The organism is Geodermatophilus sp. SYSU D00698, assembly GCF_054050335.1.
Genome location: NZ_JBJGZD010000018.1, coordinates 91,700 through 106,228 on the forward strand (window position 1 = coordinate 91,700; position 14,529 = coordinate 106,228).

The 14,529-nt window shown below is 76.9% G+C and carries 16 protein-coding genes; 9 read left to right on the forward strand and 7 right to left on the reverse strand.

Going from position 1 to position 14,529, the window contains the following annotated elements:
- Positions 1–64: 64 nt before the first annotated feature.
- The gene (locus ACI8AB_RS16615) at positions 65–637 is read right to left on the reverse strand and encodes a zf-HC2 domain-containing protein (protein WP_456951010.1); all 573 of its coding nucleotides are present in this window, start codon (positions 635–637) and stop codon (positions 65–67) included.
- Positions 634–1,233 carry an RNA polymerase sigma factor SigE gene (gene sigE, locus ACI8AB_RS16620; RefSeq protein ID WP_456951011.1) on the reverse strand — a complete coding sequence of 200 codons (600 nt, stop codon included), beginning with the start codon at positions 1,231–1,233 and terminating at the stop codon, positions 634–636. The genes ACI8AB_RS16615 and sigE overlap by 4 nt, the downstream gene beginning before the upstream one ends.
- Positions 1,234–1,425: 192 nt before the next feature.
- On the opposite strand from sigE, the gene ACI8AB_RS16625 reads away from it, so the two are divergent.
- Positions 1,426–2,082 (forward strand): O-methyltransferase, encoded by a 657-nt coding sequence (locus tag ACI8AB_RS16625; RefSeq protein ID WP_456951012.1) that lies wholly within the window; start codon positions 1,426–1,428, stop codon positions 2,080–2,082.
- 62 nt (positions 2,083–2,144) lie between these two features.
- Here ACI8AB_RS16625 and ACI8AB_RS16630 read toward each other — a convergent pair whose 3' ends face one another.
- Together ACI8AB_RS16630 and glgC are read right to left on the reverse strand one after the other, a co-directional pair.
- Positions 2,145–2,699, reverse strand: coding sequence for a 2'-5' RNA ligase family protein (locus ACI8AB_RS16630; protein WP_456951013.1), 555 nt, complete (start codon positions 2,697–2,699; stop codon positions 2,145–2,147).
- 5 nt (positions 2,700–2,704) lie between these two features.
- Positions 2,705–3,925, reverse strand: a complete 1,221-nt coding sequence (gene glgC / locus ACI8AB_RS16635; RefSeq protein WP_456951014.1) for a glucose-1-phosphate adenylyltransferase — start codon at positions 3,923–3,925, stop codon at positions 2,705–2,707.
- A gap of 73 nt (positions 3,926–3,998) precedes the next feature.
- Here glgC and glgA point away from each other — a divergent pair, with 73 nt between their 5' ends.
- The 6 genes from glgA to ACI8AB_RS16665 all read left to right on the forward strand — a co-directional run bounded on the left by glgA (position 3,999) and on the right by ACI8AB_RS16665 (position 10,438).
- Positions 3,999–5,171, forward strand: a complete 1,173-nt coding sequence (gene glgA, locus ACI8AB_RS16640) for a glycogen synthase (protein WP_456951015.1) — start codon at positions 3,999–4,001, stop codon at positions 5,169–5,171.
- Positions 5,172–5,227: 56 nt separating this feature from the next.
- Entirely contained in the window at positions 5,228–6,436 is a 1,209-nt protein-coding gene (locus tag ACI8AB_RS16645) for a PP2C family protein-serine/threonine phosphatase (RefSeq protein ID WP_456951016.1), read from the forward strand.
- Entirely contained in the window at positions 6,433–7,518 is a 1,086-nt protein-coding gene (locus tag ACI8AB_RS16650) for a hypothetical protein (RefSeq protein WP_456951017.1), read from the forward strand. The genes ACI8AB_RS16645 and ACI8AB_RS16650 overlap by 4 nt, the downstream gene beginning before the upstream one ends.
- Before the next feature lie 40 nt (positions 7,519–7,558).
- Positions 7,559–8,293 carry a GAF domain-containing protein gene (locus ACI8AB_RS16655; protein ID WP_456951018.1) on the forward strand — a complete coding sequence of 245 codons (735 nt, stop codon included), beginning with the start codon at positions 7,559–7,561 and terminating at the stop codon, positions 8,291–8,293.
- 70 nt (positions 8,294–8,363) lie between these two features.
- Positions 8,364–9,464, forward strand: coding sequence for a spore photoproduct lyase family protein (locus tag ACI8AB_RS16660; RefSeq protein WP_456951019.1), 1,101 nt, complete (start codon positions 8,364–8,366; stop codon positions 9,462–9,464).
- Complete coding sequence (locus ACI8AB_RS16665) at positions 9,464–10,438, forward strand: MsnO8 family LLM class oxidoreductase (protein WP_456951020.1); 975 nt, start codon at positions 9,464–9,466, stop codon at positions 10,436–10,438. Before ACI8AB_RS16660 ends, ACI8AB_RS16665 begins: the two co-directional genes overlap by 1 nt.
- A 7-nt stretch (positions 10,439–10,445) precedes the next feature.
- Here ACI8AB_RS16665 and ACI8AB_RS16670 read toward each other — a convergent pair whose 3' ends face one another.
- Together ACI8AB_RS16670 and ACI8AB_RS16675 are read right to left on the reverse strand one after the other, a co-directional pair.
- A complete protein-coding gene (locus ACI8AB_RS16670; RefSeq protein WP_456902325.1) occupies positions 10,446–11,129 on the reverse strand; it encodes a DUF6766 family protein in 684 nt (227 codons plus the stop codon).
- An 85-nt stretch (positions 11,130–11,214) separates the two neighbouring features.
- The gene (locus ACI8AB_RS16675; RefSeq protein WP_456951021.1) at positions 11,215–11,592 is read right to left on the reverse strand and encodes a hypothetical protein; all 378 of its coding nucleotides are present in this window, start codon (positions 11,590–11,592) and stop codon (positions 11,215–11,217) included.
- Positions 11,593–11,719: 127 nt separating this feature from the next.
- Here ACI8AB_RS16675 and ACI8AB_RS16680 point away from each other — a divergent pair, with 127 nt between their 5' ends.
- A complete protein-coding gene (locus ACI8AB_RS16680; RefSeq protein ID WP_456951022.1) occupies positions 11,720–13,222 on the forward strand; it encodes a phytoene desaturase family protein in 1,503 nt (500 codons plus the stop codon).
- Positions 13,223–13,249: 27 nt separating this feature from the next.
- Positions 13,250–13,759, forward strand: coding sequence for a DinB family protein (locus tag ACI8AB_RS16685; RefSeq protein ID WP_456951023.1), 510 nt, complete (start codon positions 13,250–13,252; stop codon positions 13,757–13,759).
- A gap of 4 nt (positions 13,760–13,763) precedes the next feature.
- Here the strand turns inward: ACI8AB_RS16685 and ACI8AB_RS16690 are convergent, their stop codons facing one another.
- Positions 13,764–14,348 carry a DUF4232 domain-containing protein gene (locus ACI8AB_RS16690; RefSeq protein ID WP_456951024.1) on the reverse strand — a complete coding sequence of 195 codons (585 nt, stop codon included), beginning with the start codon at positions 14,346–14,348 and terminating at the stop codon, positions 13,764–13,766.
- Between the last annotated feature and the right edge of the window lie 181 nt (positions 14,349–14,529).

The window sequence follows — 14,529 nt, forward strand, 5'->3', positions numbered from 1 at the left end:
CCGCGGGCGCGGGGGTCCGGGGTCAGGCCCCCGGAGTCACGGCCCCGGGATCAGGGCCCGGTCGTCACGGCGTGGCGCCCGGCGCGGGCGACGGGCCGCTCAGCGTGCGGACCACCGGCGGCACGACCTCGGTGCGCTCGTCGGGCGAGGAGGGGCCGGCCACCGACGACGGCGTCCGGGTCACCCGCTCCTCCGGGTCCGGCAGGTTGAGCGCCAGGACGGCGACGCCGAGGCCCAGGCCGGCCAGCGTGCCGGCGACGCTGCGGCGCAGCCAGCGCGCGTGGTGCGGCGACGCGGGACGGGCCGGCGGGTCGTCGAGCGACACGGTCCAGCGGCCGGAGGACCCGGTGACGGTCAGCTCCCCCGCCGACGCGGTGACGGTGCCGAGCCCGCCGCCGCCGGGGACGTCGGCGGTGAACGGGATGGCGCACAGCCGGGAGAGCAGGTCGCCGGGGACGGCGACGTCGGCGGCGGCGTGCAGCGCGTCCTTCGCCTCCCGCTGGGCCTGCACGAGCATCCGGCACTCGGAGCAGCCGGCCAGGTGCCGGGCGGCGCGCGCGGCCGGGACGCTGGCCAGCTCGCCGTCGACCAGCGCGGCGATCGCCTCCTGCGCCAGGTGGCTCTCCGGCAGGCTCATGCGGGAGCCCCCGGGGCCGGGACGCTGCGCGGGGCGAGGTGCGCGAGGGCCTGGCGCAGCTGCACGCGGCCGCGGTGGATGCGGCTGCGCACGGTGCCGAGCTTGATGCCGAGGGTCGCCGCGATCTCCTCGTAGGTCAGGCCCTCGATGTCGCAGAGGACGACGGCCACGCGGAACTCCGGCGGCAGCGCGTCCAGCGCCGCCTGCACCTGCGGGTCGAGGTGGGTGTCGGCGTAGACCTGCTCGGGGCTCGGCGCGGTGCCGGGCAGCCGCTCGGTGTCCTCGGGCAGCGCGTCGAACCGGATCCGCTGGCGGCGGCGGACCATGTCGAGGAACAGGTTCGTGGTGATGCGGTGCAGCCAGCCCTCGAAGGTGCCCGGCGAGAAGTCGGCCAGCGAGCGGAAGACCCGGACGAACGTCTCCTGGGTGAGGTCCTCGGCGTCCTGGGCGTTGCCCGACAGGCGGTAGGCCAGCCGGTAGACGCGCGCCGAGTGGTCCCGCACGACCTGATCCCAGGTCGGCGCCACCCACACCTCGCCGGCGCCGGACGCGGCCGACTGCTGGTCGGCGGCAGGGGGGACGGCGGCCTCGGGCACGTCCTCAGTATCGCGGACGCGCACGCTGCCGACCTCCCCCGCGGGATGGACGGGGACGGCGGCACGCTCGGGTGTCACGTCCGGACCAACGGCCCTGACGCCATTCCGTGTTCCCGTCGTCAGTTCTTGCCAGGTTCCTCACAGGAACGCCTCCCGGAACGCGGGCCGCGGTCCCCTTACCCTCGTCCGGTGATGAGCGCCGAGGGACCGTCGCGCGCCGGCGGGACCGGCGCTGCCGCCTGGTCCGACCGCTATGCCGCCGAGGACCCCGTCGTGGCCGCGGCGCACGCCCGGGCCGTGGCGCTCGGCGGCCCGCCCCCGCCGGGCCCGGCCGCCGGCGCCACGCTCGCCGTGCTGGCGGCGGGGGCCGGCGCCCGTGCGGTCGTGTCGATCGGCAGCGGCGGCGGGGTGGTCGGCCTGTGGCTGCTGCGCGGCATGCGGCCCGACGGCGTCCTCACCGCCCTGGACGCCGACCCCGAGCAGCTGCGCGGCGCGCGGCGGGCGTTCGCCGAGGCCGGCGTGCCGCAGTCCCGGACCCGGCTGATCTTCGGCACCCCGGCCGAGGTGCTGCCCCGCCTGTCCCCCGGGGCCTACGACCTGGTGGTCTGCGCCGGCCCGCCGACCGAGTACGCCCCGCACCTGGCCGCGCTGCTCGGGCTGGTGCGCACCGGCGGGACGCTGGCCTGCCACGGCCTGCTCGAGGGGGACCGCATCGGCGACCGCGCCGCCCGCGACCCCGACACCGTCGCCTGGCGCGACCTCGCCCGCAACGTCCGCGAGGACGAGGGGCTGACCTCCGCCGTCCTGCCGATCGGCGCGGGCCTGCTGGTGGCGACCCGCCGGCCCTAGGGGAAGGACCTCCCTGCCCCCACCGCTCGCACGCTCGCGGCGGGCCCCTGCAGGGAGGCCGGTCAGCGGAAGAGGTGCTCCACGAGCGGCTCCCACGGGCCGCCGAGGTAGCGCCACAGCCCCAGCCCGCGGGCGGGCACCTCCTCGGGGACGAACTCCGCGGCCAGCCGGTCGCGCAGCGCCCGGGCGACGGCGGGCTCCACCTTGTTCTGCACGGTGACGTGCGCCGACAGCCGCTGGCGGTCCTGCCGGGTGAGCCAGGGGTCGAACTCCGCGGCCAGCCCCGCGTGCAGGGCCGACAGCTCCGGCGCCGCCAGCCGGTAGGCGACCCCGCGGCCGAGCAGCTGCAGCCCGGTCACCGCGACGGCGAACGGCGGCCGGGCGGCGGCCGCGGCCAGGGCGGCGTCGACGTCGTCGCGCCGGTCGCCCGGGAGGGCGTGGAACAGCGTGACGTGCGCGGCCAGGTGGTTGCGGTCGGCCGGGAAGTGCTCGGCGCGCAGCCGGTCGAACCGCGCCTGCGCCTCCGCCCCCAGCAGCAGCGTGACGACCAGTGGTGAGGTGCTGGAACCGCCCTCGTGCAGGGGCCCGACCCGAGCGGAGCGAGGGGTGGGGGGCACGAGGGTCAGACGATCGCCCGGGCGCCCTTGCCGAGGACGGTCACGCCGCCGGCACTCACGTGGTAGTGCTCGCGGTCGGCGTCGGAGTCCACCCCGATCCGCGCCCAGGCCGGGACGACGACGTTCTTGTCGAGGATCGCCCGCCGGACGTAGGCGCCCTCGCCGATCTGGACGCCGTCCATGAGCACGCTGTCCTCGACCCGCGCGCCGCGCTCGACCCGCACGCCGGGCGAGACGACCGAGCTGTGCACCGACCCGCCGCCGATGATCGCGCCGGCGCTGACCATCGACTCCTCGGCCCGCCCGCCGAGCACGAACTTCGCCGGCGGCTGCTGCGGGGGCAGGGTGAGGATCGGCCAGCGGTCGTTGTACAGGTTGAAGACCGGGGTGACCGACACCAGGTCCATGTGGGCGTCGAAGTACGAGTCGATCGTCCCGACGTCGCGCCAGTAGCCGTGGTCGCGCTCGGTGGCCCCGGGGACGATGTTGGTGGAGAAGTCGTAGACGTACGCGTCCCCGGTCTCGGCGAGCATCGGCATGATCGAGCCGCCCATGTCGTGCGCCGAGTCGGCGTCCTCGGCGTCCGCGCGCAGCGCCTCGAGCAGCGCGTCGGTGGTGAAGACGTAGTTGCCCATGGAGGCGAAGGACTCCTCCGGGCTGTCGGGCAGGCCCGGCGGGTCGGCCGGCTTCTCGAGGAAGCCGCGGACCTTGCCGTCGGCGCCGGCGTCGATGACGCCGAACCCGGTGGCCTCGCGCCGCGGCACGCGCAGCCCCGCGATGGTGACCCCCGCGCCGGTCCTCACGTGCTGGTCGATCATCTGCGCCGGGTCCATGCGGTAGACGTGGTCGGCGCCGAACACCACGACGACGTCGGGGCGCGCGTCGTAGATGAGGTTGAGGCTCTGGAAGATCGCGTCGGCGCTGCCGGTGTACCAGCGCGGCCCGAGCCGCTGCTGCGCCGGCACCGGGGTGATGAAGTTGCCGAGCATCTGCGACAGCCGCCACGTCGTGGTGATGTGCCGGTCGAGGCTGTGGCTCTTGTACTGGGTGAGGACGGCGATCTGCCGGATGTCGGCGTTCACCAGGTTGGACAGCACGAAGTCGATGAGCCGGTAGTTGCCGCCGAACGGCACCGCCGGCTTGGCGCGGTCCTGGGTCAGGGGCGCGAGCCGCTTGCCCTCGCCACCGGCCAGGACGATGCCGAGAACTCGAGGACCGCCACGCATGGAGGGAACCTAGCCGCTCCACGCGTCCGCCGTCGCCCCGCCTCCGCACTCCCCGCCCCCTAGGGTGACCGCCGTGCGGATCGGCATCGTCACCCGTGAGTGGCCCCCAGACGTCTACGGCGGGGCCGGCGTGCACGTCGAGCACCTCGTCGCGGCCCTGCGCTCGCTGCCCGTGGGCCCGGACCTGGAGGTGCACGCCTTCGGCGGCCCCCGGACCGACGCCCGCGGCTGGGCGGTGCCGCCGGGCCTGGCCGAGGCCAACGGCGCGCTGCAGGCGCTGGGCACCGACGTCGAGATCGCCGCGGCCCTGGCCGGGGTGGACCTCGTGCACAGCCACACCTGGTACGCCAACGGCGCCGGGCTGCTCGCCGGGCTGGTGCACGGGGTGCCGCACGTGGTGACCGCGCACTCGCTGGAGCCGCGGCGGCCGTGGAAGGCCGACCAGCTCGGCGGCGGCTACCGGCTGTCGTCGTGGGTGGAGCGCACCGCCTACCTCGCCGCGGACGCCGTCATCGCGGTGAGCCACGGCATGCGCGCCGACGTCCTCGACGCCTATCCCGACCTCGACCCGGCCCGGGTGCACGTCGTCGGCAACGGTGTGGACGCCGAGGCCTACCGGCCCACCCCCGCGCCCGACGTCGTCCGCTCGCTCGGGGTCGACCTCGACCGGCCCTACGCGCTGTTCGTCGGCCGGATCACCCGGCAGAAGGGCGTCGTCCACCTGCTGCGGGCGGCCGAGCAGCTGCCGGCCGACGCCGGCCTGGTGCTGTGTGCCGGCGCCGCCGACACCCCGGCCGAGCGGCAGCAGGTCGCCGACGCCGTGGCCGAGCTGCAGGCCCGCCGGCCGGGCGTCGTCTGGATCGAGGCGATGCTGCCGCGCGAGCAGCTGGTGCCGCTGATCACCGGGGCGACGGTGTTCGTCGTCCCCTCGGTCTACGAGCCGCTGGGCATCGTCAACCTCGAGGCCGCCGCCTGCGGCACGGCCGTGGTCGCCAGCGCCGTCGGCGGGATCCCCGAGGTCGTGGCCGACGGCGTCACCGGGCTGCTGGTCCCCTACGACCCCGACGACGTCGCCGCCTTCGAGGCCGGGCTGGCCGCGCGCATCGCCGAGCTGCTCGCCGACCCGACCCGGGCCGCGGCGATGGGCGCCGCGGGCCGGGAGCGGGTGCTGTCGGAGTTCGGCTGGCCGGCGATCGCGCAGCAGACGGTCGGCGTCTACCGGGCCGTCCTCGACGCCCGGGGCTGATCCCCGCGACCCGCTCCCCGCGCCCGCCGCGGGCCGGGATGCGATCCTGACCCGTCGTGGCCACCGATCCGCGCCCGTCCGACCGGGACCCCGTCCGGGCGCTCGTCCGTGCGTCGCACCACCTGTCCGCCGACGACCTCGGCGCCGTGGTCGCGGAGCAGGCGCGGCGGCTGGGCGTCCGCGGGGCGGTCGTCTACCTCGCCGACTACGCCCAGCACGTCCTGCTGCCGCTGGGCGGCGAGGGCGTGCCCCTCCGGCACGAGCTGACCATCGACGGGTCGGTGGCCGGGCGCGCGTTCCGGCGGGTCGAGCCGGTCCACGCGCCGTCCGGCGACGGCCCGGCCGGCCTGTGGGTGCCGCTGCTCGACGGCGCCGAGCGGATCGGCGTGGTCGAGTACGTCCTCGACGGCGACCCCACGCCGGAGCTCGAGGACGACGCGCGGTCCTTCGCCTCGCTGGTCGCCGAGCTGGTCGTCACGCGCGACGCCTACAGCGACCTGTTCGCCCGGCTGCGGCGGCGGCGGGAGCTCACGCTGGCCGCGGAGATCCAGTGGGAGCTCCTGCCGCCGCTGACCTACGCCAGCGACCGCGTCGTCATCACCGGCGCGCTCGAGCCCAGCTACGAGATCGGCGGGGACACCTTCGACTACGCGGTCAACGGCGCGCTGGTGGACCTGGCCGTGCTCGACGCCGTCGGCCACGGCCTGCCCGCCGCCCTCCTGGCCACCGCGGCCGTCGGTGCCTACCGGCACGCCCGGCGCACGGGCCTCGACCTCCCGGCGATCGCGGCCGCGATGGACGCCGTCGTCGCCGGCCAGTTCGCCGGCAGCCGGTTCGCCACCGCGGCCGTCGCCCGGCTCGACCTCGACACCGGACTGGTGACCTGGGTGAACTGCGGGCACCCCGACCCGATCGTCGTGCGCGACGGCGCCCTGATCCGGCCGCCGGCCTGCCCGCCGGCGCGCCCGCTGGGGCTGCTGGCGGCGGCGCCCGCGGTGTGCCGGATGCAGCTGCGCCCCGGGGACCGCGTCCTGCTCTACACCGACGGGGTCGTCGAGGCGCGCTCGCCCGAGGGCGCGTTCTTCGGCGAGGACCGGCTCGCGGACCTGGTGGTGCGCGCCGAGCTGGCCGGCGACCCGCCGCCGGAGACGATGCGCCGGCTCATGGGCAGCGTCATGCAGCACCAGGACGGCCGGCTGCAGGACGACGCGAGCATCGTCATGGTCGAGTGGCAGACCGGACGTGAGGAGCAGTTGAGGCTGTGAGCACGGCTCCGGAGGGCCCGCTGACCGGCGAGGCGGCGGGCCCGGCCGACGTCGTCGTGGGGCTGGTCGCCGCGCCCGGCGCGCCGGTGGAGGTGGCCGGCGAGCTGGCCGGCGACCTGGCCGGCGCGCTGCGCGAGCGGCACCCCGACGTCGCGTGGGACGTCCGCGTGGTCGAGGACGGGCTGGTCCAGCCACCGGCCGACGACGCGGAGATCGTCGCCGCGGCGCGCGACCGGCTCCTGTCGGAGGAGTGGGACCTCGCCGTCGTCGTCACCGACCTGCCGCTGGCGGTCGACCGGCGCACCGTCGTCGCGCACGCGAGCCCGGTGCACGGCGTCGCGGTGCTCTCCCTGCCGGCCCTGGGCGCGGTCGGCCGGCGCCGCCGCGCGCTGCAGACGACGGTCGGGCTGGTCCGCACGCTGCTCGGTGACGCCGAGGGCGACGACGACCCGGCCGCGCTGCGCCGCCGGGTGCGCGAGCTGGCCACCGACCCGGCCGACACCGCCGAGGGCGTCCGGTTCACCGCCCGGGTGCTGTCGGGCAACCTGCGGCTGCTGGTCGGCATGGTGCGCGCCAACCGGCCGTGGCGGCTGACCATCCGGCTGTCCCGCGCGCTGACGGCGGCGGTCGCGGCCGGCGTCTTCGCCCTGGTGACCGCCGACATCTGGCGGCTGGCCGACCGGTTCGGCTGGCTGCGGCTGTCCACCGTCGGGCTGGGGTCGGTGGTGGCCATCTGCGCGACGCTGGTCGTCGGGGCGGGGCTGTGGGAGCGGGCCCGGTCGCGCCGGGTGCGCAAGCAGGTGGCGCTGTTCAACCTGGCCACCGTCGCGACCGTGGTCATCGGGGTGCTCACCCTCTACGCCGCGCTGTTCACCCTCGCGCTGGTCGGCTCGCTGCTGCTGGTGCCGTCCGCGCTGTTCGCCGAGGGGCTGGGCCACCCGGCCGCGATCGGCGACTACCTGGAGCTGGCCTGGCTGACCAGCTCGCTGGCGACGGTCGGCGGGGCGCTGGGCGCGGGCCTGGAGGACGACGACGCGGTCCGCGAGGCGGCGTACACGCACCGGCCGGACGCGACGGGGTGACCGGGATGGCCGCGGGGGCCGCAGCGGGTGAGGATGACGTGTGACCATCGCCACACGGTTCGCCGCGGCGCTGGACGCGGAAGCCACCCGGAGCCCCGAGTCGGCCGAGCTGCTGCCGGTCCGCCTCTCCCGGGCGTGCGTCACCACCCTCGGGGTCGACGCAGCGGGACTGTCGGTCGTCGACGCGTCCGGCGTGCGCATCCCGATCGGGGCGAGCACCACCGAGGCCGCCTGCGCCGAGCGCCTGCAGTTCACCGTCGGCGCGGGGCCCTGCTGGGAGGCCCAGGAGACCCGGCAGCCGGTCTTCGCGCTGCTGGCCGACCTGCGGCGGCGCTGGACGCCCTTCGCCGACCTGCTCACCGCGCAGACGCCGTTCCGCGCGGTGGTCGCCCTCCCGCTGCGCGAGGACCTCGCCGGCGCCGGGGCGCTCGACCTGTATTTCACCGACGAGGCCGCCGTGCCGGGCCTGGACGTCTTCACGGCGATGGCCGTCGGCGAGCTGGTCACCGCGGCGCTCAGCGACGCCGCCGTCTGGTCGGACTGGCCGGCCGAGCGCGGCCCCGACTGGCTGCACGGCCCCGAGGCGCGCCGGCGGGCCGCGGTGGTGCGGGCCGCGGGGCGGGCGGCGATGGCGCTGGAGACCGACCCGGCCACCGCGCTGGACCTGCTGCGCGCCGAGGCCTACGCCGGCGGACGCGCCGTGGAGGACGTCGCCGAGGACATCGAGCAGGGCCGCCTCGACGTCCGCGAGCTCGCCCCGGACCGGCACCGCTGATCCGCGCCGTGTGACCGTCCCCGCAGGTCAGGGGTGGAATCCGGGCCCGCGCGCGGGCGCTGCACCCCGCGTGCCCGCAGCGCCTCCGCCGTCCGCCGCGCCCGTCCCCTCCCCCACCCGCCTGCTCGACGTCCGCACCGTCTACGCCGAGCCGGCCGCCCTGGACTCCGCCCGCGGCCGCGAGGTGCTCGCCCGCTTCCCCGGCGCGGAGGTCGTCGAGGTGCCCTCGCACTGGGCCATCCCCGAGCTGCACGGTAACGAGGGCAACGTGGACCGCTGGGTGCGGGTGAAGACCGAGACGCTGGTGCTCGGCGTGAAGAAGTCGCTCACCGCCCGCCCGAACGGCCGCTCGGCCGACTGGATCGCCCCCTCGACGGCGAACGGCTGCGCGATGGCCTGCGCCTACTGCTACGTGCCGCGGCAGAAGGGCTACGCCAACCCGATCACCGTCTTCACCAACATCGAGCAGATCACCGGCTACCTGCGCCGGCACGTCGCCCGGCAGGGGCTCAAGACCGAGCCCGACCAGGTGGACCCGGTCAGCTGGGTCTACGACATCGGCGAGAACAGCGACTGCTCGGTCGACGCGCTGGTCAGCGACAACGTCGCCGACCTGGTCGCCACCTTCCGCGGGCTGCCCACCGCCAAGGCGTCCTTCGCCACCAAGTACGTCAACCGGCAGCTGCTCCACCTCGACCCGCAGGGCCGCACCCGCATCCGCTTCTCGCTCATGCCCGACGCCGACTCGAGGGTCGTCGACGTGCGGACCAGCCGGATCGCCGAGCGCGTCGCCGCCGTCGACGACTTCGTCGAGGCGGGGTACGAGGTGCACCTCAACCTCTCGCCGGTGGTGCTGCGCGACGGGTGGGAGGCCGACTGGGCGCAGCTGCTGCGGCAGCTCGACGACACCCTCTCCCCCGCGGCCAAGGCCCAGGCGGCCGCCGAGGTGATCATGCTGACCCACAACCGGGACCTGCACGAGGTCAACCTCGGCTGGCACCCGAAGGCCGAGGACCTGCTGTGGCGGCCGGACCTGCAGCAGCCCAAGCGCAGCCAGAACGGCCAGTGGAACGTGCGCTACCGCAACGACGTGAAGCGGGCCGGCGTCGAGCGGCTGCGGGAGCTCATCGCCTCCCACGCGCCCTGGCTGCGCGTGCGGTACGCGTTCTGATGCGCCTCTCGCTGCTCGACCGCTCGCGCACCCGCGCCGGCGAGCCGGACGCGGCGGCGCTGCGCGGCACCGTCGAGCGGGCCGTGGCGGCCGAGCGGCTGGGCTACGGGCGGGTCTGGGTCGCCGAGCACCACGGCGTGCCCGGCATCGCCGGGGCCGCGCCCGCAGTGCTGCTGGCCGCGGTCGCCGGCCGGACGACGACGATCCGGCTGGGCTCGGCCGGCGTCATGCTGCCGCACCACCAGCCGCTCGTCGTCGCCGAGCAGTTCGCCACCCTCACCGCCTTCGCGCCCGGCCGCGTCGACCTGGGCCTGGGCCGCTCGCCGGGCTTCACCCCGCCCGTGCGCCGGGCGCTGCGGGAGGCCGAGCGCGACTTCGCCGCCGACCTCGCCGAGGTGCGGGCCCACCTCACCGGGACCGCGGAGATCACCCTGCACCCGCAGCCCGCCGGGGACGTGCGCATGGTGGTCCTGGCCACCGGGCGCGGCCTGGAGGTCGCCGCGGCACTCGGGCTGCCGGTCGTCGTCGGCGGGCCGCTGCTGGGGGTGGCCGGCGACCCGGAGCCGGGGCTGCAGGCGCTGGCCCGCTACCGCCGCGCCTACCGGCCCTCGGAGCAGGCGCCGGAGCCGGAGGTCGCGATCAGCCTGGACGTGCTCGTCGCCGACACCGCGGCCGAGGCCGCCGACCTGCTGCTGCCCGAGGCGTGGGCGATGGCGCAGGCGCGCACCACCGGCGTCTTCCCGCCGCTGGAGCCGGTGGCCGCGGTGGAGGCAGCGCCGATGACGGCCGTGCAGCGGCGGCACGCGGAGCGGACGGCGGCCACGGCGGTCGCCGGCACCGCCTCGCAGGTGGCCGCGCGGCTGGCGGAGCTGGCCGAGCGCACGGGCGCGACCGAGCTCGTCGCCGCGGGCAGCACGCACGACCGGACGGCGCTGGCCGCCTCCGACGCGGCGCTGGCCGGGCTGCTCGCCTGAGCGGTCCTCACCCCGTGGCGCCGGTGTCGGAGTGGGACGCGCCGACCGGCTTGGACTCCGGCGACCCCCGCTGGCGCAGGTAGACGGCGAACACCGCCATCGAGCCGACTGCCAGCATCTCCGACTGCCAGTTCTGGAAGCTGCGGTTCCAGAAGTCGGCGTGGCCGAGGTAGGCCACCCAGCTCACCGGGTCCGCGTGCGACTGCAGCTGCCCGGTGTTGTACGCCGCCCAGCCGGCGACCGAGGTCGCCGCCCAGGTCAGCAGGAAGATCCCGGCGAACAGCAGCCCCAGGGACCGGGAGAACAGCGCGCCGCGCCAGCCGCCCGGCCGCGCCCACGCCGGCGAGTCGTCGCGGGCGTGGGCGCCCGTCAGTTGGTCCTCGTCGCTCTCGGTCCCGGCGTCGTCCAGCTCCTTGGACTCCGGCGACCCCCGCTGCACCAGCCAGACGGTGGCGAACACGTAGAGGAAGAACTGCAGGTACTCCGACTGCCAGTTCTCCATGACGTCGACGGCGAACGACGACGAGGTCACGTAGTGCGCCAGGGTGACCGGGGCGAGGCCCTCGGCCTGGCGGTCCTCGCTCGTCTGGGCCGCCCCGGCCACCGCCTGCCCGGCCAGGCTGAGCAGGAACAGCAGTCCGAAGCCCAGGCTCAGCGAGTTCTCCCGGACGAACCGCCGCACTCCGCTCACCGCCCGAGCAGGGCGAGGACCAGGCAGTAGGCCACGCCGCCGAAGACGACCAGCAGGTAGGCCAGGAACACCCCGCGCACGGATCTCACGAGCCCTCCACCAGGCAGTCGTAGCGCCCCTCGCCGGAGGGCCGGCAGCCGGCCGCGGCCACCTCCCAGCCGTCGGGCGCGCGGGAGAGGAAGAGCGTGTCGTCGGTGAGCCGCACCTGGGCCTCCTGACCCCAGACCTGCGCGGTGACGACGCCGCCGGTGCCGAGCGGGAGCTCCTCGAGCGCCGCGGGGCAGCCGGTCGGCTCCTCGTGCTCCAGCGCCCGCACCGCCGCGTCGGTGAGCAGGTCGCAGCGGGTGGCGGGATCGGCCGCCGCGAAGTCCCCGGCCACCTGCTCGACGTCGGGCAGGTGCACGTCCGAGCACCCGGTCAGCACCACCACCAGCACCGCCGTCGAGCACACCGCCGTCCGCACGGGTCGTCCTCCTGTCGTGCTCCCGCGTCGGCTCCGCAGGTGTGCCGATCGTGGGCCGGGGAGCCGGGCCCCGCCACCCCGGGTGATCACCCGATCGGGCGGTGAGCCGCGGCACTACGGTGACGCTGTGGCACGGGTGGTGGTCGTCGGCGCCGGGCTGGGCGGCCTCGCCGCCGCGGCGCGGCTCGGCGCGCTCGGGCACCGGGTGACCGTGCTGGAGCAGTCCGGCGCCGTCGGCGGCAAACTCGGCTGGTACGCCCGCGACGGCCACGCCTTCGACACCGGCCCGAGCCTGGTCACGTTGCCGCAGGTGCTGCGCGACCTGTTCGACGCCACCGGCGGCCCGCTGGAGGAGTCCGTCGACCTCGTCCGGCTCGACCCCGCCGTCGACTACCGGTTCGCCGACGGCACCCGGCTGGCCGTCCCCGGGCACCTCGAGGCGGTCCCCGGCGCGCTCGACGCCGCCCTCGGCGACGACGCCGGCACGCAGTGGCAGGCGCTGCTCGAGCGCGCCGGCGCGATGTGGGCGATCACCGAGCAGCCGTTCCTCCGCTCGCCGCTGCGCGGCGCGGCCACCCTGGTCCGGCTGGCCCGCGACCCGGCCGACGTCGCCGCCGTCGCGCCCTGGCAGACGCTGCGCGGCCTGGGCGCCCGCTACCTGCGCGACCCGCGGCTGCGGGTGCTGCTCGACCGCTACGCCACCTACTCCGGCTCCGACCCGCGGCGCGCGCCCGCCGTGCTGGCCACCGTGCCCTACGTCGAGCAGGCGTTCGGCTCCTGGTACGTCCGCGGCGGGCTGCACCGGCTGGCCGAGGCGGTGGCCGAGCGGGCCCGCGAGCACGGCGCCGACGTCCGCACCGGCACGCCGGTCCGGCGGGTGCTGCGCGACGGCGGCCGGGTGGCCGGGGTGGAGCTCGCCGAGGGCGGCGAGGTGACCGCCGACGTCGTCGTCTCCGGCGCCGACGCCACCGCCCTGTACGCCGGGCTGCTGCCGCCGGACCGGCGCACCCGCGCGGTGCGGCGCGGCCTGACCCGGGCGACGCCGTCGCTGTCGGGCTTCGTGCTGCTGCTCGCGCTGCGCGGCCGCACGCCGGGCCTGGCGCACCACACCGTCGCCTTCCCCGCCGACTACGACGCCGAGTTCGACGCGGTCTTCGGCACCGGACGGCACCGCGGCCTGCCCTGCCCGGTGCCCGACCCGACGGTCTACGTCAGCGCTCCCGACGACCCCGCCACCCGGCCCGACGACGACAGCGAGTCGTGGTTCGTCCTGGTCAACGCGCCGCGGCACGACCCCGAGTGCGGCGTCGACTGGGACACCCCGGGCCTCGCCGACCGCTACGCCACCCGGGTGCTGGAGGTGATGGCCGCGCGCGGGCTCGACGTCCGGTCCCGGCTGCGCTGGTCGGTGACCCGCACGCCGGCCGACCTCGCCCGCGAGACCGGCAGCGTCGGCGGCTCGATCTACGGCACCTCGAGCAACGGCGCCCGCGCGGCGTTCCTGCGCCCGGGCAACGCCGCCCCGGTGCGCGGGCTGTACCTGGTCGGCGGCTCGTCGCACCCGGGCGGCGGGCTGCCGCTGGTCACCCTGTCGGCGGAGATCGTCGCGGGGCTGGTCGGCCCGGCCTGACGCGCCCCGGCGTGCGAGGGTCCTCCGGTGCGCACCGACCCGCCGGAGACCGCCGACGAGACCACCACGCTGACCGGCTACCTCGCCTACCAGCGCGAGACGCTGCTGCTGAAGACCGAGGGACTCACGCGCGAGCAGCTGGCCCGGGCGCACCCGCCGTCGTCGCTCACCCTGGCCGGGCTGCTGTACCACCTCGCGCTGGTCGAGGAGACCTGGGCGGTGGAGCGGTTCGCCGGGGAGCCGGAGCACACGCCGTGGGACGGCGTGGACTGGGACGCGACCCCCGACTGGGAGTTCGACGCCGCCGTGGACCTCGAGCCGGAGGTGCTGCGCGAGCGCTACCGGGAGGCCGGCCGGCGCACCGACGCGGTGGTCGCGGCGGCCGGGTCGCTGGACGCGCTGTCGGTGGTGCCGCTGCGCAACGGCAACCGGTTCAGCCTGCGCTGGATGCTGCTGCACCTGGTCGAGGAGACCGCCCGGCACAACGGCCACGCCGACCTGCTGCGCGAGGCGGTGGACGGCGTCACCGGCGAGTGAGGCGCTACCGCGCGAGCTGCGTCGCCCAGGCGGCGACGGCGATCTCCCCGGTGGTGCCGGCGTCGACCCACACCGGCAGGACCTGACCCGGGCCACCCTGCACCGGGACGACGCGCAGCGCCTGCCCCTCGGTGAGCCCGCCGTCGGTGACCGTGGCCGACCACGAGACGCCGGTGACGGCGCTCTGCCCGGGCTGCAGCACCAGCGGGGACGGGCCGGGGTCGATGACCATGTAGCTCGACTCGTGCGCCACGGTGAACGGCATCGGCCGGCCGGTCCCGTCGAGCACCTCGACTCCGGCGTAGCCGGTGACGTCCCGCGGCGCGTCCCCGCAGTTGGTCACGGTGACGACGACGCCGCGGTGGCCGAGCCCGGCGTCGACCGGGCCGGCGGTGACGAGCAGGCCCAGCGGCGAGCAGGTCGGCGTCACCGGCTGCGGCACCTCCGGCGCGCCGGGTGCCGGGGTCGGCCCGGTCGGCTCCGCGGCCGGGGTGGGTCCGGCTGGCACGCCGATGCCGGCGGCATCGGCGCCACCCGGGACGCGGGCCGCCAGCACCCCGGCCGTCACCGCGACGACGGCCAGGGCCACCAGCAGCGGGACGAGCCACCGGGCCCGCGGCGTCCCGGCCCCGCACGGCGTCCCGGCCCCGGGGGGGGGGGGGGGGGGGGGGGGGGGGGGGGGGGGGGGGCGGCGGGGGGGGGGGGGGGGGGGGGGGGGGGGGGGGGGGGGGGGGGGGGGCGGGCGCGGGGGGGGGGGGGGGGGGGGGGGG

Excerpts from the sequence above, each read along its gene's own strand:
- ACI8AB_RS16665 (WP_456951020.1), top strand. The coding sequence starts at position 9,464 with ATGCGCCTCTCGCTGCTCGACCGCTCGCGCACCCGCGCCGGCGAGCCG.
- ACI8AB_RS16615 (WP_456951010.1), bottom strand. The coding sequence starts at position 637 with ATGAGCCTGCCGGAGAGCCACCTGGCGCAGGAGGCGATCGCCGCGCTG.
- glgC (WP_456951014.1), bottom strand. The coding sequence starts at position 3,925 with ATGCGTGGCGGTCCTCGAGTTCTCGGCATCGTCCTGGCCGGTGGCGAG.
- ACI8AB_RS16625 (WP_456951012.1), top strand. The coding sequence starts at position 1,426 with ATGAGCGCCGAGGGACCGTCGCGCGCCGGCGGGACCGGCGCTGCCGCC.